At 66.1% G+C, this 19,741-nt stretch carries 16 protein-coding genes; 13 read left to right on the top strand and 3 right to left on the bottom strand.

What is annotated here, in order from left to right:
- Positions 1–27: 27 nt before the first annotated feature.
- On the top strand, positions 28–1,311 hold the full coding sequence (locus tag NHH73_05835; protein USX27807.1) for a nitrate/sulfonate/bicarbonate ABC transporter ATP-binding protein: 1,284 nt from the start codon (positions 28–30) through the stop codon (positions 1,309–1,311).
- Positions 1,312–1,323: 12 nt separating this feature from the next.
- On the opposite strand, the gene hemL is transcribed toward NHH73_05835, so the two are convergent.
- Together hemL and NHH73_05845 are read right to left on the bottom strand one after the other, a co-directional pair.
- Positions 1,324–2,628, bottom strand: a complete 1,305-nt coding sequence (hemL, locus tag NHH73_05840) for a glutamate-1-semialdehyde 2,1-aminomutase (protein USX27808.1) — start codon at positions 2,626–2,628, stop codon at positions 1,324–1,326.
- Between the two features lie 45 nt (positions 2,629–2,673).
- Positions 2,674–3,525: a hydroxymethylpyrimidine/phosphomethylpyrimidine kinase gene (locus NHH73_05845; GenBank protein USX27809.1), complete on the bottom strand. Its 852-nt coding sequence runs from the start codon at positions 3,523–3,525 to the stop codon at positions 2,674–2,676.
- Positions 3,526–3,621: 96 nt separating this feature from the next.
- Here NHH73_05845 and NHH73_05850 point away from each other — a divergent pair, with 96 nt between their 5' ends.
- From NHH73_05850 to NHH73_05875, 6 genes are all read left to right on the top strand, one after another.
- Complete coding sequence (locus NHH73_05850; GenBank protein ID USX29567.1) at positions 3,622–3,774, top strand: rubredoxin; 153 nt, start codon at positions 3,622–3,624, stop codon at positions 3,772–3,774.
- 109 nt (positions 3,775–3,883) lie between these two features.
- Entirely contained in the window at positions 3,884–4,306 is a 423-nt protein-coding gene (locus tag NHH73_05855; protein USX27810.1) for a response regulator, read from the top strand.
- 19 nt (positions 4,307–4,325) lie between these two features.
- Entirely contained in the window at positions 4,326–4,709 is a 384-nt protein-coding gene (locus NHH73_05860) for a response regulator (protein ID USX27811.1), read from the top strand.
- Positions 4,710–4,712: 3 nt separating this feature from the next.
- Entirely contained in the window at positions 4,713–5,303 is a 591-nt protein-coding gene (locus tag NHH73_05865) for a chemotaxis protein CheW (GenBank protein ID USX27812.1), read from the top strand.
- Between the two features lie 62 nt (positions 5,304–5,365).
- Positions 5,366–7,702, top strand: a complete 2,337-nt coding sequence (locus NHH73_05870; protein ID USX27813.1) for a methyl-accepting chemotaxis protein — start codon at positions 5,366–5,368, stop codon at positions 7,700–7,702.
- Between the two features lie 38 nt (positions 7,703–7,740).
- Complete coding sequence (locus tag NHH73_05875; GenBank protein USX27814.1) at positions 7,741–13,212, top strand: Hpt domain-containing protein; 5,472 nt, start codon at positions 7,741–7,743, stop codon at positions 13,210–13,212.
- Positions 13,213–13,370: 158 nt separating this feature from the next.
- On the opposite strand, the gene NHH73_05880 is transcribed toward NHH73_05875, so the two are convergent.
- A complete protein-coding gene (locus NHH73_05880) occupies positions 13,371–14,816 on the bottom strand; it encodes a DNA photolyase family protein (GenBank protein ID USX27815.1) in 1,446 nt (481 codons plus the stop codon).
- A 191-nt stretch (positions 14,817–15,007) separates the two neighbouring features.
- Here NHH73_05880 and NHH73_05885 point away from each other — a divergent pair, with 191 nt between their 5' ends.
- The 6 genes from NHH73_05885 (at position 15,008) to NHH73_05910 (ending at position 19,715) form a co-directional block, all read left to right on the top strand.
- Positions 15,008–15,694, top strand: a complete 687-nt coding sequence (locus NHH73_05885; GenBank protein USX27816.1) for a YqgE/AlgH family protein — start codon at positions 15,008–15,010, stop codon at positions 15,692–15,694.
- Positions 15,695–15,772: 78 nt separating this feature from the next.
- Positions 15,773–16,102: a Holliday junction resolvase RuvX gene (gene ruvX, locus NHH73_05890; protein USX29568.1), complete on the top strand. Its 330-nt coding sequence runs from the start codon at positions 15,773–15,775 to the stop codon at positions 16,100–16,102.
- Between the two features lie 9 nt (positions 16,103–16,111).
- Complete coding sequence (gene pyrR, locus NHH73_05895; GenBank protein ID USX27817.1) at positions 16,112–16,627, top strand: bifunctional pyr operon transcriptional regulator/uracil phosphoribosyltransferase PyrR; 516 nt, start codon at positions 16,112–16,114, stop codon at positions 16,625–16,627.
- Positions 16,628–16,648: 21 nt separating this feature from the next.
- The gene (locus NHH73_05900; protein ID USX27818.1) at positions 16,649–17,614 is read left to right on the top strand and encodes an aspartate carbamoyltransferase catalytic subunit; all 966 of its coding nucleotides are present in this window, start codon (positions 16,649–16,651) and stop codon (positions 17,612–17,614) included.
- A gap of 8 nt (positions 17,615–17,622) precedes the next feature.
- Positions 17,623–18,960, top strand: a complete 1,338-nt coding sequence (locus tag NHH73_05905; GenBank protein ID USX27819.1) for a dihydroorotase — start codon at positions 17,623–17,625, stop codon at positions 18,958–18,960.
- An 8-nt stretch (positions 18,961–18,968) separates the two neighbouring features.
- On the top strand, positions 18,969–19,715 hold the full coding sequence (locus NHH73_05910; GenBank protein USX27820.1) for a 1-acyl-sn-glycerol-3-phosphate acyltransferase: 747 nt from the start codon (positions 18,969–18,971) through the stop codon (positions 19,713–19,715).
- The last annotated feature ends 26 nt before the right edge of the window (positions 19,716–19,741 follow it).

The raw sequence follows: 19,741 nt of genomic DNA on the forward strand, positions 1-19,741 counted from the left end.
CGCATTAATAGTATCGAAGGGCAGATCATGAGCACACCTATCGTCGAATTGAAATCGGTTGGCAAACACTTCCGCGCCGCCGACGGCTCCGCGCGCGCGGTGCTGCAGGGCGTCGACTTCACCCTGCACGAAGGCGAGATCGTGGCGCTGCTGGGACAGTCCGGCTCGGGCAAATCGACCATGCTGCGCATCATGGCGGGGCTGATTCCGGCCGACGACGGCCAGGTGCTGTATCGCGGAATGCCCTTGTACGGCACGGCGCGCGGCATCCGCATGGTGTTCCAGTCGTTCGCGCTGTTCCCGTGGCTGACGGTGCAGAAGAATATCGAGCTAGGACTGGAGGCGCAGGGCATGCCGGCGGCGGAGCGCGCGCAGCGCGCCGAGAAGGTGATCGATTTGATCGGCCTGTCGGGCTTCGAGGGCGCGCTGCCGCGCGAGCTGTCCGGCGGCATGCGCCAGCGCGTCGGCATCGCCCGCGCGCTGGTGATGGAGCCGGAAGTGCTGCTGATGGACGAGGCGTTTTCCGCGCTGGACGTGCTGACCGGCGAGCGCCTGCGCGAGGAGATCCTGGAACTGTGGCAGTCGGGGCGGATTCCGACCAGGGCGATCCTGGTCGTTTCGCACAACATCGAGGAGGCGGTGATGATGGCGGATCGGGTGCTGATCTTCGCCAGCGATCCGGGACGGGTGCGGGCCGAGCTGCCGATTTCGCTGCCGCAGCCGCGCAAGGCGGAGGGGCCCGAGGTGCGTCACCTGATCGACCAGGTGTACGAGTTGATGACGGCGGGGGCCGGACGGCGCGGCTTGATCAGCGAGAAGGAGGTCAAGCTGCAGCTGGGCGACCGCCTGCCGCAGGCGAACATCGCGCACATGGAGGGGATACTGGAGCTGCTGGCCGAGGAGCCGTTCTCGGGGCGGGCCGATTTGCCGCAGCTGGCCGAGGAGACCGAGCTGACCGACGCCGAGCTGCTGGAGGTGCTCAACGCGCTGATTTTGCTGGGATTCGCCTATCTGACCAACGGCGATATTCTGCTGACGGAGCTGGGCGGGCGCTACGCGGTGGCGGCCAACGCCGAGCGGCAGGCGATGTTCGGGGCGCAGTTGTTGGAGCATGTGCCGCTGGTGGCGTACATCTGCCATGGGCTCAAGCAGGACAAGTCGGGGGATTTGCCGGAGGAGCTGTTCCTCAAGCTGCTGCGCTTTACGCTCAGCGACGAGGAGGCCGAGCGCGCGCTGCGCGTGGCCATCGAGTGGGGCCGGTACGGGGATCTGTTCGAGTACAACTTCAACACAGGTGTGATCGAAACCTGATCCCCTCCGGAATCAGGCTGCCAAGCGCTTGAACACCCGGCTCGCCGCCGCGATGGTCTCGTCGATCACGTCGTCGCTGTGCTGCGCCGAGACGAACCCCGCCTCGAAGGCGGCCGGCGCAAAATACACGCCCTCGTCCAGCATCGCGTGGAAGAAAGTGTTGAAGCGCGCGCGGTCGCCGGCCATCATCTCGGCGTAATTGTTCGGCGGCGTCTCGCTGAAATACAAACCGAACATCCCGCCCACCGAATCGGCGCAGAACACCACGCCGGCCGTTTTGGCCGCCTCGGTCAATCCCGCCGCCAGACGCGCCGCCGTGGCGCTTAATTTCTCGTAGAAGCCCGGCTCCTGGATGATCTTCAACGTCGTCATCCCGGCCGCCACGGCCACCGGATTGCCCGACAACGTGCCCGCTTGGTACACGGCGCCCAGCGGCGCCATGTTGCCCATCAACTCGGCGCTGCCGCCGAAGGCCGCCACCGGCAAGCCGCCGCCGATCACCTTGCCCAGCGCCGTCAGATCGGGCTTGATGCCGTACAGTTCCTGCGCGCCGCCCAGCGCCACGCGGAAGCCGCACATCACCTCGTCGAAGATCAGAATGGAGCCGTATTTGGTGCACAGCGCGCGCATCGCCTGCAGGAAGGCCTCGCTGGCCTTGATCAGGTTCATATTGCCGGCCACCGGTTCGACGATGACGCAGGCGATGTCGTCGCCGAACGAGGCGAACGCCTCTTCCAGCTGCTCGACGTTGTTATAGTCCAGCACCAGCGTGTGCTTGACGAAGTCCTCCGGCACGCCGGCCGACGTCGGATTGCCGAAGGTGAGCAGGCCGCTGCCCGCCTTGACCAGCAGCGAATCGGCGTGGCCGTGGTAGCAGCCTTCGAACTTGACGATCTTGTCGCGGCCCGTGGCGCCGCGCGCCAGGCGCAGCGCGCTCATGGTCGCCTCGGTGCCCGACGAGACCAGGCGCACCTGCTCGATCGACGGCACCAGGCGGCAGATTTCCTCGGCCATCAGCACTTCGCCTTCGGTCGGCGCGCCGAACGACAGGCCGCGCGCGGCCGCCTCCTGCACCGCCTTGACCACTTCCGGATGCGCGTGGCCGACGATGGCCGGGCCCCAGGAGCCGATGTAGTCGATATAGCGCTTGTCGTCGGCGTCCCAGAAGTACGGGCCCTCGGCGCGGGTGATGAAGCGCGGCGTGCCGCCGACCGAACGGAAGGCGCGCACCGGCGAGTTGACGCCGCCCGGCGTGGTTTTCTGGGCGCGTTCGAACAGGATGTCGTTTTTCGAGGTGTTGAGCGTATTCGTAGTCATGTTGGCATCTTCAATATCAGGTGTGGGGACGGCCGGCGTCGGCGATTACTGCATGTCGGCGGCCGTGGTCAGCAAATGGAAAAAGCGGTTGGGCACGAACTTGCCCATGCCGTAGCGCTGCGCGTGCGCCAGCGCGCCGACGGTGTACTCCTGCGCCGCCGCCACCGCCTCGGGCACGTCGGCGCCGCGCGCCATGAAGGCGGTGATCGCCGCCGACAAGGTGCCGCCGGCGCCGAGGAAGGGACCAGGCAGGTGTTGCCAGGCGTCGTGGCTGACCATGCCCTCGGCGCCGAACAGCGTGTTGGCCAGGATGTTGGGCGAGGTCGGGTCGCCCTGCGGCGTGCCGGCGGCGGTGCCGGTGACGAGCACGAATTCGCAGCCCAGGGCCAGCAGGTGCTCGACGTCCGATTCGAGCGTGTCCTCGGCGCCTTCGCGCCAGGTCTCGGCCAGCCGGCCCAGTTCCACCAGCGACAGCATCAGCAGGGTCGCCTGCGGCACCAGCAGCTGGCGCACGGCGGTGAGCAGTTCCTCGGCGTCGTCGTCGGGCAGGTCGGGCAGGCGGGAACTGAACGGATCGAGGATCAGCGGCGCGTCCGGATAGTCGGACAGGATCTCGGCGATCGCCGCCACCTGCTCGATGTTGGTCAGCGCGCCAACCTTGAAGGCGGCCATGGTCATGTCCTCCAGGACCACGCGCGCCTGGTCGGAAACCCAGTCCGGATCGATTTCCTGCACGTCCTCGACGCGCGCGCTGTCGCCGATCAGCAACGCGGTGGTGACCGCCAATCCGGTGCAGGAGAGGGCCGAAAAAGCCGCCAGGTCGGCCTGGACGCCCATCGCGCCGGCCGGATCGGCAGCGCCGAAGCTTAATATGAGAGGAGAAGTTTGGTTTTGCACGGCTGGTAGATTAAGATACCTAATTCAGCATTTTACTTGATTGAAGGGTGGCAGAACGTGAGTAGCAATGAAACAACGCAGGAGTTCCAGACCTGGATGTGCCTGATCTGTGGCTGGATCTACGACGAGCAGGCCGGACTCCCGGACGAAGGCATCGCCCCCGGCACCCGCTGGGCCGACGTGCCGATGAACTGGAGCTGCCCGGAATGCGGCGCCCGCAAGGACGATTTCGAGATGGTCGCCATTTGACACAAGCCGGCGCACGGTGATTTTATCCGGCCGGGAGCGCCCGGCGCCAGCAAGGCGCGCCGGGCGCGCCGCCTATGCTATCGTGTAGCATCATCCCAGCGATTCGATTATGACGACCACGCCGCAAGCCAATGTGACCGATTCGGCCCTGAAAATCATGGTGATCGACGATAGCAGCACGATACGTCGATCGGCCGAGATTTTTCTGAGCCAGGCCGGCTACCGGGTGGTGCTGGCCGAAGACGGCTTCGACGCCCTGGCCAAGATCAACGACCACCACCCGGCGCTGGTGTTTTGCGACATCCTGATGCCGCGCCTGGACGGTTACCAAACCTGCGCCCTGATTAAAAAAAGCGCGAAATTCCATGCCACGCCGGTGCTGATGCTGTCCTCCAAGGACGGCCTGTTTGACCGCGCGCGCGGCGCGATGGTCGGCTCGGCCGCCTACCTGACCAAACCTTTTACCAAGGACAGCCTGCTGGCCGCCGTGCGCGAGCACACCGGCGGCGCGTCCGTGCCGTCACCAGAATAAGAAAGCCGCAGAGGGAATTATGGCCATACACCGCATTTTGATCGTCGATGATTCGCCCACCGAACGTTACTACCTGACCGATATCCTGGTGCGCAACGGCTTTTCGGTGTCGGTGGCCGAAAACGGCGAGGAGGCGCTGGCCAAGATCAAGGCCGACAAGCCGCAGTTGATCCTGATGGACGTGGTCATGCCCGGCGCGAACGGCTTCCAGGTCACCCGCTCGATCGCCCGCGATCCGGCGCTGCAGGACGTGCCGGTGATTATCTGCTCAAGCAAAAACCAGGAGACCGACCGTATCTGGGGCTTGCGCCAGGGCGCGCGCGACTACCTGGTCAAACCGGTCGACGCGGCCGATCTGCTGGCCAGGATCGCCGCCCTGGACGTGCAGGCGGGCCAAGACTAAGCGATGGACAGCCACGCGCCCGACAGCACCGCCGACGATACCGCCGATAACAGCGGTTCGCCGGCCGGCACGGAACGCCGCAGCCGCCTGCGCCAGTACCAGGTGCAGCTGCTCGAGCGCATGCAGGCCGCCAAGACCGGGGCCAACGTCGGCGGGCGCGAACTGGGTGTGCTGATCGGCGGCCGTCCGTGCCTGCTGGACCTGACCCAGATCGGCGAGATCGTGCCGCCGCAACCGGTGACGCCGGTGCCGCTGACGCGGGCCTGGTACCAGGGCCTGGCCAATATACGCGGCAACCTCACCGGCGTGGTCGACCTGGCGCGCTTCCAGTGGCAGGGCGCCGGCGCCGACGGCACCACGCTGTCGGAGCGCCGCTTCATCACCTTCGCGCCGGGGCTGGGCTTTAACTGCGCATTGCTGGCCGGGCGCGTACTGGGTCTGCGCAAGCTGGCCGACATGCAGGCGGCGGCGCCTGCGGACGGCGCGCCGGCGTGGTGCGGACAGCGCTTCGACGACGCCGAGGGCCTGTGCTGGACCCGGATCGACCTGGCGCAGCTGGTGCGCGACCCCGCGTTTCTGCAAGTTGGCTTCTGATGCACGTACACTGCGGATGATGGAGAATCGCGGGTCGCATAAATTAATCCGGAGAGGGTGGAATGGCTTTCAAGATGGGTAGTTTCTCGAATGGCAACCGGAATGCCGACCAGGACCCGACAGCGAATGCGGAATTCGGCGAGGCCGGCGATTCGCAGTTCATGGATGCCGCCGCCGGGACCGGAAGCACCGCCAACACCATCGCCAGCACCGCCAACACCGCCGCCGACGGCGGCGCCCCGCTGCGCCTGCGCGATGCGCTGGGCCGCCTCGGCACCCGCGTGGCGCCCGCCGAAACCGCCGCCGGTTTCAAACTGCCGCTGATCGGCCATCTGCCGGCGCAACGCCAATTGAGCATCTTGTCGACCGCGCTGGCCGTGAGCCTTGGCGCGAGCGCGGTGTTCGTCGCGCTCAACACCATCCACAGCGCCAACCGCTCGGCCCAAACCCAGGTCGCCAGCGACGCGTTGATGCACTCGCAGCGCATCGGCAAGGCCGCGCCGAACGCCGTGCAGGGCAGCGCCGAAGGCTTTCGCCAGCTCGAGGAAAGCCGCAAGGAGCTCAATAGCGACATCAAGCTGATGACGCGCGGCGGCACCTACCAAGGGCGCGAAATCGGCGAGCCGCGCGCCGACCTGGCGCCGGTGGTGGCCGCCGCGAGCAAGCAGTGGAGCGCGACCGACATCGCCGCCGACACCATCCTGACCCTCAAGGGAGACCTGAGCGGCGTCGATAAGACGCTACAGAAACTCAACACGATGTCGCCCGACCTGCTGGCGCGCACCGAGGAAATCACCGCCATCAAGCTGCAGCGCGGGGGCACGGGGCGCGAGTTGGCGGCGCTGGGCGGGCTGTCGATGCTGACCCAGCGCATGAGCCGCGGCGCCAGCGAATTCCTGACCGCAGGCGGCATCAGCTCGGAAACGGCGTTCCAGCTGGGACGCGACACCACCGTGTTCCGCAACACGGTCGACGGTTTCCTCAACGGCAGCGCGCCGCTGGGCGTCGCCGCCGTGCGCGATCCGGACCTGCGCGAGAAGTTCACCGCGCTCAAAGGCGACTTCGAGGAATATCAAAAGCTGGTGACGGCGATCCTCAACAAGCTGGATAAATTCAGCGCCGCGAAAACCGCCGAGCAGCTGATCTTCAACGACAACGAAGCGCTGCGCCAACGCCTGTCGGTGCTGCAGCAGGCCTACCGCGAAGACCAGGATTCGCTCGGCCCGACGTTCTGGCTGATGGTGGCTGGCGGCTTGCTCACGCTGATCATGGCGGCGGCCATCGGCCGGGTGCTGCTGATGGATTCCCACAACCGCACGCGCGGCGCCGACCGCCGCCGCCAGGAGGCGGAGGCGATGCGCCAGCAATCGCAGCGCAAGGAGGAGGAAGCCAAGGCCATGAACGACCAGAACCAGGCCGCGATCCTGCGCCTGATGAATGAGCTGCAGGAAGTGGCCGACGGCGACCTGACGGTGCAGGCCACCGTTTCCGAGGACATCACCGGCGCGATCGCCGATTCGGTCAACTACACGGTCGAAGAGCTGCGCGGGCTGGTGGGGCGCGTGACCGCCACCGCCGAACAGGTGACCAAGGCTTCCACCCACGCGCAAAGCATCGCCGCCAACTTGCTGCAGGCGTCGCAGCGGCAGTCGCGCGAGATCCAGGACGCCAGCGCCACCGTCGCCAAGATGGCCAACGAGATCACCGACGTGTCGCGTTCGGCCAGCGAATCGGCCGACGTCGCGCGCCAGTCGGTGGCGGCGGCGCAGCAAGGGTCGACGGCGGTGGAAAACGCCATCAAGGGCATGCACGAGATCCGCGACCAGATCCAGGACACCTCCAAGCGCATCAAGCGGCTGGGCGAATCGTCGCAGGAGATCGGCGAGATCACCGAGCTCATTTCCGACATCACCGAACAGACCAACGTGCTGGCGCTGAACGCGGCGATCCAGGCCGCGTCGGCCGGCGAGGCGGGACGCGGCTTCTCGGTGGTGGCGGAGGAGGTGCAGCGGCTGGCGGAGCGCTCGGCCGAAGCGGCCAAGCAGATCGGCGCGCTGGTGCGCACGATCCAAACCGATACCCACGACGCCGTGGCGGCGATGGAAAAATCGACCCGGGGCGTGGTCGAAGGCGCGCGCCTGTCCGACGCGGCCGGCGCGGCGCTGAACGACATTTCGCAAGTGTCGAACCGGCTGGCCGAGCTGATTTCCGGCATTTCGCTCGCCACCGGCCAGCAGGCGACATCGGCCAACGGCGTCGCGAACAATATCCAGCACATCTTGACGGTGACCGAGCAGACGCAGGACGGCACGCAGCAAACCGCGCAATCGATCCATAAACTGTCGGTGCTGGCGCAGGAATTGAAAAACTCGGTGGCGCGATTCCGCATCGCGTCCTGAACGCACGCTGCGCACCTCATTGAAAGGCCTAGGCAAGCATGACCACAACTGATTTTTCGACACCGCAGCAACCGCAATTGGATACCGGGCCCCTGTCGTGGGTGATGGTGGAAATCCGGGAGTCGCTGGCGCGCTCCAGGACCGCGCTGGTCGAGGCGGGCGGCAGGGCGGCGGAAGATCAGGCGACGCAGCTGCAGCACGCGAAATCGCATTTGCACCAGGCCCACGGCGCATTGCAGATGGTCGACATCGACGGCGTGAGCCAGATGACGCAGTTGGCCGAGGCGGCGCTGGACCGCTTCAAGGCCGGCACGGTCAAGTGCAGCACCGACCATGTGGAGGCGGTGTCGCAGCTGTATCAGGCGCTGGTCGAGTATCTGGAGGAGCTGCTGGATGGCGCGCCATCGCAGCCGGCCAGGCTGTTCCCGTACTACCGCGCGCTGCAGGAGATGATAGGCGCCGACCGGATACACCCCGCGGACCTGTTTTTCCCGGATTTATCGCGGACGCCGGACCTGGATGTTATCGATGCCGGCGTCGACGAAGTTGTTGACTATTCGGCCTACCGCCAACGGTTCGAACGCGCGCTGCTGCCGTATATGAAAAGCACCGAACCGGCGCAGCAGCGGGAACACGCCGCCGCGCTGCTCGACGCCGTGAAACTGGTCGCCGGCGCGCAGCGGGACGAAAAGGCCCGCACCTTCTGGCTGGCGATGCAGGGCTTCGCCGAGCTGGTGGCCGGCGGCGAACTGGCCGGCGGCCTGTATGTGAAGCAGCTGTTCGGATTGATCAATCTGCAAATCCGCCGTTTGAGCCAGGGCACCGTCGCGCAGCCGGACACGATGCTGCGTGACGCGCTGTTCTTTATCGCGGCGGCCGGCGCGGACACCGAATCGCCGACGGCGAGGACGATGCGCGCCGTCTTCGCGCTCGACGGTCTGGCGCCGGCCGACTACGAGACCCGCCGCTACGGCCAGATCGACGACGAAGCGCTGGAGCGCGCCAAGAGCGGCATGGCGCAGGCCAAGGCCAGTTGGGACAGGCTGGCCGACGCCGAGATCGATTCCGGCCTGGACGCCGCGTTCGACACCGCGCTGGCCGATGTCGCCGACGCATGCGACAAGCTGAATATTCCGGCCCTCAGCGCGCTGATGCGCCAGTTGGCCGAGGTGGCGCGCACCGCCGTCTCGGCCGGCCGCAGCGAGGAGCTGGCGCTGGAAATGGCGACCGCGCTGCTGTTCGCCGAGCATGGCCTGGAACAGATCCGCCACCTGCCGACCGACTTCGCGGCGAACGCCGATACGATAGGCGCGCGCTTGCTGGCGCTGGTGTCCGGCGATACGCCGCCGGAGCCGGCGCAGTGGCAGAGTGGTTTGGCGCGGCAGATGCGGCAGGACGATACCGCGATCGCGCTGGCGCTGGAAATGAAGACCGGCCTGCGCCAGGTGGAGAAGGTGCTCGACGAGTACTACATCGATCCGGCCAGGCGCCCGTCGCTGGCGGAACTCGATCCGGTGCTGCACCAGTTGCAGGGCGCGCTGGCGATGCTCGACCAGGAAGATGCGATGAAAGCGGCGCAGCATGTGAAGGCGGCGGTGCTGTCGCTGGCCACCGGCGGCGGCGATTCCACGCAGGAGTCGAAGACCCTCGACGACATCGCGCAGAATGTCGGCGCGCTGGGCTTTTTTGTCGACATGCTGGCGCAGAACGCGGCCGGCGCGCGCGAGCGTTTTACTTTCGATGCGCAGCAGGGGACCTTCCGTTCGGTGCCGTTCAAGAAGATGACGGAGTCCGAATCGATCCCGGTGCTGGATCAGGAAGTGGTGGCGCCCGCGCCGGCGTCGATGCCGGCCGAAGCGCCGCCGCCCGCCGCCAGCGACGCTGCGGTGGAGGCCGAGCTGCTGGAAATCTTCATCGCCGAGGCGCGCGAGGTGCTGGACTTTGTCGATGACACGCTGGCCAAGCCTCGTTCGGAATCCGGCGGCGAGCAGTCCCTGATCATGTTGCGCCGCTCTTTCCATACGCTCAAGGGCAGCGGACGGATGGTCGGGATGAACCAGTTCGCCGACGCCGCGCATGCGGTCGAGCGGGTGATGAACACCTGGCTGGCCGAGGAGCGACCTTCGTCCGACGCGTTGTTCTCGCTGCTGGCGGCCGTCGCGCGCGAGTTGCGTGCCTGGGTGGCGGAGTTGGCGTCCGCCGGCGTCTCGGCCCGCAATGCGAACGCGTTGGTGGCCGCCGCCCTGCGTGTTCGGGAGGGCGGCGAATTCTTCATCGAGGAGGCGGTACCGGCCCCGCCGCCGGCGCCTTCCTCCACCGGCAACGTCATCGAATTCCCCACCGCGGCGCCGCCGGTCGTACCACGCGACGACAACGTCAAGCATATCGGCGAGCTGGATATCCCTCTGCCGCTGTACAACATCTATCTGCACGAGACGGACGAACTGGTTCGCCTGCTGCAGCAGGATTTCGGCGAGTGGCGCCACGAGCCGCGCCGGCCGGTCAATCCCGAGGCGCTGCAGGCGTCCCATACGCTGGCCGGCACGTCGGGCACGGTCGGCTTCAAGGTCTTGCGCGAAGTGGCGCTTTCGCTGGAGACGACGCTGCAAGCGTTGCTGCCGCCCGCCCCGCATCTGGATCAGGCGCAGCACGATCTGCTGGACTTCGCGATAGAGCGCATCCGCCAGATGCTGCAAAGCTTTGCGCAGGGCGAAATGCCCGCCGCGCAGCCGGAACTGATCGCCGCCTTGCGGCAGCTGAGCGAGGAACTGGCCGCCGCGCCGCCCGGCGCCGGCCAGGATATCGAGGCGCGTCTGGATGATCTGGTGGCGGAGACGATGGAAAACATCGCGTCGCCGCCGCAGCCGCCGGAGGCGGAGGAAACGCCGCTGGACCGTTTGTTCAGGGATGCCTACGACGTGCTTAGCGGGAGCGTGCCGGAATCGGACGCCCCCGTGGCCGCGCCGGAGCCAAAAAAAGTCGAAGAGCGCGCCGATGACAGCATCGATGATTTGTTCAACGCGGCCTTTGACGACGCCTTCGCCGAGCCGCCGCTGAATATCGCCGCACCGTCGGAACCGGAACCGTTACCGGAACCGTTACCGGAACCGGAACCGGAGCCCGCTCCCACGCCGGACGCCGAGATCATCGAACTGGCCCCCGCCGAGCCGGAGATCCTGGCCGCCGCCCCGGCGCTCTTCAACGACGAGCTGGACGCCGATCTGCTGCCGGTTTTCCTGGAGGAGGGCGCCGACCTGCTGCCGCAAGTGGGCGAGGCGCTGCGCGCCTGGCAGCACAATCCCGCCGACACGTCCCACGCGCAAGGTTTGCTACGCCTGCTGCACACGGTCAAGGGCAGCGCGCGCATGGCGGGTGCGATGCGCCTGGGCCAGCACGCGCATGAAATCGAAACCCATATCGAAAACATGGTGCACGCCGGCTTCGCCACGCCGCAGGCGTTCGACGAACTGCTCGCGCACTACGACCACGCCTTGCTGCTGTTCGAACAATTGCAGCATCCCGACGCGCTCAAATCCGTCTCCGCCGAGAAGGGCGCCGCAGGCCTCGCGGCCGACGTGGACAGCATCGAAGCCGGCGCGCCGGCGACGGCGGGCGGCGATGCGGCGCCCGCCGCCGGCGTCGCGGCCACCGACGACGCCGGCGGCGGTCCGTCCGTGGCGCCGCCGGGAGAGGAACCCCCGGCCGGCGCCAAGTCGCCGCTGGTGCGCGTGCGAGCCGACATCCTGGACCGCCTGGTCAACCAGGCCGGCGAGGTGTCGATCTCGCGCTCCAGGCTGGAGAACGAAGTCGCCACCCTGCGCGCGTCGCTGCTGGACTTCTCCGAGAACCTGGCCCGCCTGCGCCGCCAGTTGCGCGAGGTGGAAATGCAGGCCGAATCGCAGATCGCCTCGCGCATGTCGGTGTCGAGCGAGCGTGAATTCGATCCGCTCGAATTCGACCGCTTCACCCGGCTGCAGGAGTTGACCCGGATGATGGCGGAAAGCGTCAACGACGTCGCCTCGTTCCACGAAAATCTGACCCGTGGCGTCGATACCGCCAGCAACGATCTGGTGCTGCAAGCGCGCCTCACGCGCGATCTCCAGCGCGACCTGATGCGGGTGCGCATGGTGCCGTTCGCCAGCATCTCGGAGCGGCTGTTCCGCGTGGCCCGTCAAAGCGCCAAGGAAGTGGACAAGCGCGTCAACCTGGACATCCGCGGCAGCGCGGTGGAGATCGACCGCAGCGTGTTGGAACGCATGGCCGCGCCGTTCGAGCACCTGCTGCGCAACGCTATCGCCCACGGCGTGGAGTCGCGCGCCGCCCGTGGCGAGGCTGGCAAGAGCGAGACCGGCGAACTGCTGGTGCAGGTCACGCAGCAGGGCAACGAGGTGGTCATCGAATTCAGCGACGACGGCGCCGGACTCGATCTGGAACGCATCCGCGCCAAAGCGATCAGCTGCGGCCTGCTGCTGGAAGGGGAAGAGGCCACCGAGGCGCAGATCGCCGACCTGATTTTCGAGCCGGGCTTCTCCACCGCCGAATCGCTGACCGAGCTCTCCGGGCGCGGCGTCGGCATGGACGTCGTGCAGTCGGAGGCGCAATCGCTGGGCGGGCGCGTCGACATGTTCTCCGAACCTGGCAAAGGCACCCGCTTCACGATCCGCCTGCCATTGACCCTGGCCGTGACGCAGGTTGTGCTGCTGGATGCTGGCGGCAAGACCTATGCCTTCCCGTCTATCCTGGTCGAACAGGTGCTGCAGATGAAGGACTCGGTATTGGCCGAGGCGCATCGAAGCGGCGTCGTGCCGATCCAGGGGCACCAGGCGGCGCTGCATTATTTGCCTGCCTTGCTGGGCGCGGCGGACACGCCGCCGGCGCAGCGGTCGGCGCCAGTGATGATGCTCAAGAACGGCAACGAGCGGCTGGCGGTGCGGGTCGACGAGGTGCTGGGCAACCGCGAGGTGGTTATCAAGAATATCGGTCCGCAGTTGTCGCGCATGCCGGGCATCGCCGGGGCGACGGTGCTGGGGACGGGTGATATCGTGCTGATACTGAATCCGGTGGCGCTGGTGCAGCATCTGGCGCACCAGCCGGAGGCCCGGCGGCAGTATGCGCAGGCGGCCAGTCCGGCGCAGGCGCGTCCGAACGCGCGTTCCATCATGGTGGTAGACGATTCGATGACGGTGCGGCGCGTGACCCAGCGTTTGCTGGAGCGCGAAGGCTACCATGTCCTGCTGGCCAAGGATGGCGTGGACGCGCTGGAGCAGCTGCAGGACACGACGCCGGATCTGATGCTGGTCGATATAGAGATGCCGCGCATGGACGGTTTCGACTTGACCCGCAATGTGCGCGGCGATGAGCGGACCAGGGAGATTCCGATCATCATGATCACCTCGCGCAGCGCCGACAAGCACCGCAACTACGCCTTGCAGCTGGGCGTGAACGCGTATTTCGGCAAACCGTTCCAGGAGCCGGTGCTGCTGGAGGCGATCACCGGTCTGTTGAAATAGCCGACGCTCAACGCGACAAATTTACGGGACCGTCCAAATAACCTTGGATCCACGTAGGGCGGATTAGCGAAGCGTAATCCGCCATGCATGCTCCGTCGGCGGCGCATACATGGCGGATTACGGCGTTCCGCCTAATCCGCCCTACGTGTTTATGAGGTTTATGCAAGCTGCGCAGGTTTTTTCACCACCTCGTAGCGCTCCAGGGTGCGTTTGCGCGCCTCGTCGTGCATGACAACCGGTGCCGGATAATCGAGCGGCAGCATGCGCGGCGTTTGCCATGGCGCGTGGATTTCCTTGTCGCCGAGGTCTTTCAATTGCGGCAGATAGCGCCGGATGAATTTACCGCCGCCGTCGAATTTCTCCGACTGCGTGATTGGATTGAAAATGCGGAAATACGGCTGGGCGTCGCAGCCCGACGACGACGCCCATTGCCAGCCGCCGTTGTTCGACGCCAGATCGAAGTCGTTCAGCTGCAGCGCGAAATACGCCTCGCCGCGCCGCCAGTCGATACCCAGGTCCTTGATCAGGAAGCACGCCGTCACCATGCGCAGGCGGTTGTGCATATAGCCGGTCTGGTTCAGCTGCGCCATCGCCGCGTCCACCAGCGGATAGCCGGTGCGGCCTTCGCACCACGCGGCGAACAATTCGTCCGCTTCGGGGCCCGTCTCCCACTGGATGGCGTCGTAGGCCGGCTTGTAGGCGCCGCCCACCACGTGCGGATTGTGGAACAGGATCATCGCGTAGAACTCGCGCCAGATCAGCTCGGCCAGCCAGACCGGCGCGCCTTCGCCGCCGGCGCCGCGCGCCATCAGGTCCACCACGGTGCGCACCAGGTGGCGCACCGACAGCGTGCCGAAACGGAAATGCAGCGACAGGTACGATGGCCCCTTGACCGCCGGATAGTCGCGCGCCGTCTTGTAGTCGGCGATGCGCGGCAGGAAATCGTCGAACAGCGCCGCCGCGCCGGACATGCCGGTGGGAATTTTCAGCTCGGCCAGGTTGCTCGGCTCGAAGCCCAGCTCGGCCAGGGTCGGCAGGGCCGGTGCGCGCTTGGGCGGCGGCGCCAGCCGCGCCGCCTGCGGTTCGATGTGGTAAGGCGCCAGCACCGACGGATCGGCCGTCAGCTTTTTCAGCCATGCGTTCTTGTAGGGCGTAAACACCGAGAACACGCCGCCGGTTTGCGACAGCACTTCGCTCTTTTCAAAGATCACCTGGTCCTTGTAGCTGAAGAACTGGCGGCCCGCCTCCTGCAACGCCCCGGCCACGGCGGCGTCGCGGGCGATCGCTTGCGGTTCATAATCGTGGTTGCAGAACACGGCATCGACACCCAGCTCGGCGGCCAGCGCCGGGATGTCGGTCGCCGGATCGGCATGGCGCACGATCAGGTGGCCGCCCAGCTGGCGCAGCTCGCCGGCCACCTCGGCCAGGCTGGCGTGGATGAAGTCGACACGGCGGTCGCGGCGCGGCAGGGCGTCGAGAATGGTCTTATCGTAGACAAAAACACAATACACGGTGGCGCTGTCCTGCAGCGCCTGATTCAGGGCGACATGGTCGAAAACCCGCAAATCGCGGCGCAACCATACCAGGGACGATTTCAGTTTCATTCGGTCTGTGTCAATCTCGTGGGGGAACGCAATCATGGCCGCACCCTCAATTCAGTGTAAACTATCGGTGAGAGAGACAGCTGCTAGCGGCGCGATGTTACAGCATTTGTCCAGGACAGAGTGCAAGACATCGGCAAGACCCAGCGGCGGCACGGTAAGATCACGCATCCAGCACAGAGAGAGCAACGCGTATGAAGAAGAGCAAAATCGGCAAAACTCTACCTGTATCCGCCCCGCGCAAGGGTGAACCCCAGGACGAGCCACAGGATGAGATGGACGAATTGGGTCCCATCGGCGGCAGCACGGAACCTTCCCTGAACCTGGCGAATCATTTCCTCATTGCAATGCCTTCCATGCAAGATCCGGTCTTCGGCGGCACGGTCGTGTATGTCTGCGAGCATAACGAGAACGGCGTGTTGGGCGTGGTGATCAACAAACCCACCGATATGACGATGCAAGTGTTGTTCGAACGCATAGACTTAAAGCTGGAGGAGGGCACGGGAGTCGAATCCCACGTGGACGAGCCCATCATGTTCGGCGGCCCGGTGCAGGACGACCGCGGCTTCGTGCTGCACACGCCGGGCCACCGCTACTCGTCGTCGCTGACGGTCACCAAGGATATCGCCTTCACGACGTCGATCGACGTGCTCGAGGCCGTCGCCGCCGGCGAGGGCCCGCCGCAAATGCTGGTGTCGATCGGCTACTCGGGCTGGAGTCCGGGCCAACTGGAGGAGGAAATCGGCCGCAACGGCTGGCTCACCGTCGGCGCCGATCCCGAGATCCTGTTCAACCTGCCCATCGAGGAACGCTACACGGCCGCCATGCGCCTGCTGGGCATCGATCCGCTGATGCTCACGTCCGAGGCCGGCCATGCGTGACATGTTTGAGTTTGGTCAACCGTGAGCGTCGACACCATCTTCGCTTTCGATTTCGGCGTCAAACGTATCGGCGTGGCCATGGGTAACACCATGATTCGCCAGGCCCAGCCAGTCAAAGTCATCTCCGCCATCGACAACGCCACGCGCTTTGCCGACATTGCCGCCCTGCTCGACGAATGGAAACCCGCCCGCCTGGTGGTCGGCCTGCCCATGCATCCCGATGGCGCCGAGCACGACATGACGGCGCGCGCGCGCAAGTTCGCCAACCAGCTGCACGGCCGCTTCAACCTGCCGGTCGAGCTGGTCGACGAGCGCTATTCGTCGGCGGTCATCTCCGCCAAGCGCGGCGAGGTCATCGACGACCGCGCCGCCGCCATCATCCTGCAACAATATTTCGACGCAACCTAGCGAACCACCATGTCCACACTGAACCCCCACCAACTCGATGCCGAGGCGCTGTATGCGGCCCTGCTGGCCGACGTCAAGGCCGGCCTGGAAGGCGTGTCCGACGTCGCCATCGTCGGCATCCACTCCGGCGGCGCCTGGATCGCCGAGCGCCTCGCGGCCGACCTCGGCCTGTCCGCCCGCTGCGGCGTGCTCGACGTTTCCTTCTACCGCGACGATTACGCCAAGAAGGGTTTGCCGGCCGAGGTCAAGCCGACCAACATCACTTTTGACGTCGCCGCCGCCAACATCCTGCTGGTCGACGACGTGCTCTACACGGGGCGCACCACGCGCGCCGCGATCAACGAGCTGTTCGACTACGGCCGCCCGGCGCGCATCATGCTTGCCGCGCTGGTCGACCGCGGCGAGCGCCAGTTGCCGGTGGCCGCCGATTTCGTCGCCGCGCATGTGGCCGTGCCGCAAGGGCAGGCGCTGGTGCTCAAGCGCGCCGACGATGGAAAATTCACGCTCACCATAGACCACGCTTAATTTAATCGCGACCTCCACACCATGCTCAATCCGCAACTGAATAAAAACGGCGAACTCCAGCACCTGCTGTCGATCGAGGGACTGCCCAAATCCATCCTCAATCACATCCTGGACACCGCCTCGTCGTTCGTCGGCATCTCTGACCGCGACGTCAAGAAAGTGCCGCTAATGCGCGGCAAGTCGGTGTTCAACCTGTTCTTCGAGAACTCGACCCGCACCCGCACCACCTTCGAGATCGCCTCCAAGCGCCTGTCGGCCGACGTCATCAACCTCAACATCCAGGCATCCTCGGCCAGCAAGGGCGAATCGCTGCTCGACACCATCGACAACCTGTCGGCCATGCACGCGGACATGTTCGTGGTGCGCCACGCGCAGTCGGGGGCGCCGTACCTGATCGCCAAGCACCTGCACGACACCAAACAGTCGCACGTGCACGTGGTCAACGCCGGCGACGGCCGCCACGCGCACCCGACCCAGGGTCTGCTGGACATGTACACGATCCGTCATTACAAGAAGGACTTCACCAACCTGACGGTGGCCATCGTCGGCGACATCCTGCACAGCCGCGTGGCCCGTTCGGACATCCACGCGCTGACCACGCTGGGCGTACCGGAAGTGCGCGCCATCGGTCCGCACACCCTGCTGCCGGGCGGCCTGGAGCAAATGGGCGTGCGCACCTTTACCAACATGGAAGAGGGCTTGAAGGGCGTCGACGTGATCATCATGCTGCGCCTGCAAAACGAGCGCATGAGCGGCGCGCTCCTGCCGTCGGCGCAGGAATACTTCAAAAGCTACGGCCTGACGCCGGAGCGCCTGGCGCTGGCCAAGCCGGACGCGATCGTCATGCACCCGGGGCCGATGAACCGTGGCGTGGAAATCGATTCGGCGGTGGCGGACGGTCCGCAGGCGGTGATCCTGCCGCAGGTGACGTTCGGCATCGCGGTACGGATGGCGGTGATGAGCATTGTGGCGGGAACGCAAGGATGAAAGCAGGAATGAACTCGAATAAAAATCTCCATATCAAGAACGGCCACCTGGTCGACCCGGCCAACGGCATCGACGCCAAGCACGACCTGTACATCGCCGACGGCAAGGTGGTGGCGGTCGGCGAGGTATCGGCTGAATTCGCCGCCGGCTTCACGGCCGACCAGACCATCGACGCCAGCGGCATGATCGTCTCGCCCGGCTTCGTCGACCTGTCGGCGCGCCTGCGCGAGCCGGGCTACGAATACAAGGCCACCCTGGAATCGGAAATGCAGGCGGCGATGCAGGGCGGCGTGACCAGCCTGATCTGCCCGCCGGACACCGACCCCGTGCTCGACGAGCCGGGCCTGGTGGAAATGCTCAAATACCGCGCCAAGACCCTGAACCAGGCCCATGTGCATCCGCTGGGCGCGCTGACCGTCGGCCTCAAAGGCAAGGCGCTGACCGAGATGGCCGAGCTGACCGAGGCCGGTTGCATCGGCTTCGCGCAAGCGGAAGAGCCGATCGAGGACACCAACGTGCTGCTGCGCGCGATGCAGTACGCCAAGACCTTCAACTACACCGTCTGGCTGCGCCCGCAGGACGCGCACATCGGCCGCGGCGGCATCGCCGCCAGCGGTCCGCTGGCCTCGCGCCTGGGTCTGTCCGGCGTGCCGGTGATGTCGGAAACGATCGCGTTGCACACCATTTTCGAGCTGATGCGTTCGAGCGGCGCCCGCGTGCACCTGTGCCGCCTGTCGTCGGCCGCCGGCATCGAGCTGGTGCGCCAGGCCAAGAAGGAAGGCTTGCCGGTCACCTGCGACGTCGGCGCCCACCACGTCCACATGACCGACGCCGACATCGGCTTCTTCGACTCCAACGCGCGCCTGACGCCGCCGCTGCGCAGCCAGCGCGACCGCGACGCTATCCGCCTCGGCCTGCTCGACGGCACCATCGATGCGCTGTGCTCGGACCACACGCCGGTCGACGACGACGAGAAACTGCTGCCGTTCGGCGAAGCCTCGCCCGGCGCCACCGGTCTGGAACTGCTGCTGTCGCTGACCCTGAAATGGGCCGACGACTACGCCGCCGGCCAGCACAACGGCGCCGACAAGGCCGCCATGCGTCCGCTGGCGCGGGCGATCTCGCGCATCACGGCCGACGCCGCCCGCGTGGCAGGCTTGGCCGCCGGCACCTTGTCGGTCGGCGCGGTGGCCGACGTCTGCGTCTTCGATCCGCAGGCAACATGGACCGTCGAGGCGTCGGCGCTGGCCAGCCAGGGCAAGCACACGCCTTTCGTCGGCTACAACCTGACGGGGCAGGTGCAAACCACCATCGTGGCCGGCCACGTCGCCTACCAGCGCGGCTGATCTTCTGAATGAAAATTTCGATGATCTTCCGCCTGGCGCGGGTGATGTTGCACGTGCTGCTGGGGATGGGCATCTGCGCCACGGTGTTTCCGTGGATAAGCCAGGACAAGCGTAACGGCCACATCCGCCGCTGGTCGACCCGGTTGCTGAAAATGTGCAACGTCAGTGTCGAGCAGCAGGCCGCATCGCCGATGCTGGAGCGGGCGGTGGTGGTGGCCAACCACGTCTCGTGGCTGGACATCTTCGTGGTTCACAGCCTGCATCCGAGCCACTTCGTCGCCAAGGCCGAGATCCGCTCGTGGCCGCTGGCCGGCTGGCTGGCGGAAAAGGCCGGCACCGTGTTCATTTCGCGCGGCAACCGGCGCGACCTGCGGCACATCTTCAAGGGCCTGGTGACGACCCTGGAGCGCGGCGAGCGCGTGGCATTCTTCCCGGAAGGCACGACCTCGGCGCAAGGCAATTTGCTGCCGTTCCACGCCAATCTGTTCGAAGCCGCGATCGACGCCAAGGTGCCGGTGCAGCCGGTTGCCTTGTCGTACGTCGATCCGCAGGGCGCGCGGCATCCGTCGGTGGATTTCATCGGCGACATGACCTTTGCCGAGAGCATCATCGCCATCCTCGACGGCCCGCCGGTGATGGCAAAGTTGATGGTGCTGCCGCCGATCGACACGATAGGCGCGCACCGGCGCCAGCTGGCCGAGGTGACGCACCAGGCCGTCGCTGCCGCCTTGGGCGTGACGGCGGCGCCGCACTAGGCCGCGCCGCCCGCGCTTGAGGTATT

It is taken from the genome of Oxalobacteraceae bacterium OTU3CINTB1, from assembly GCA_024123955.1.
In the GTDB taxonomy this organism is placed as follows: Bacteria; Pseudomonadota; Gammaproteobacteria; order Burkholderiales; family Burkholderiaceae_D; genus Rugamonas.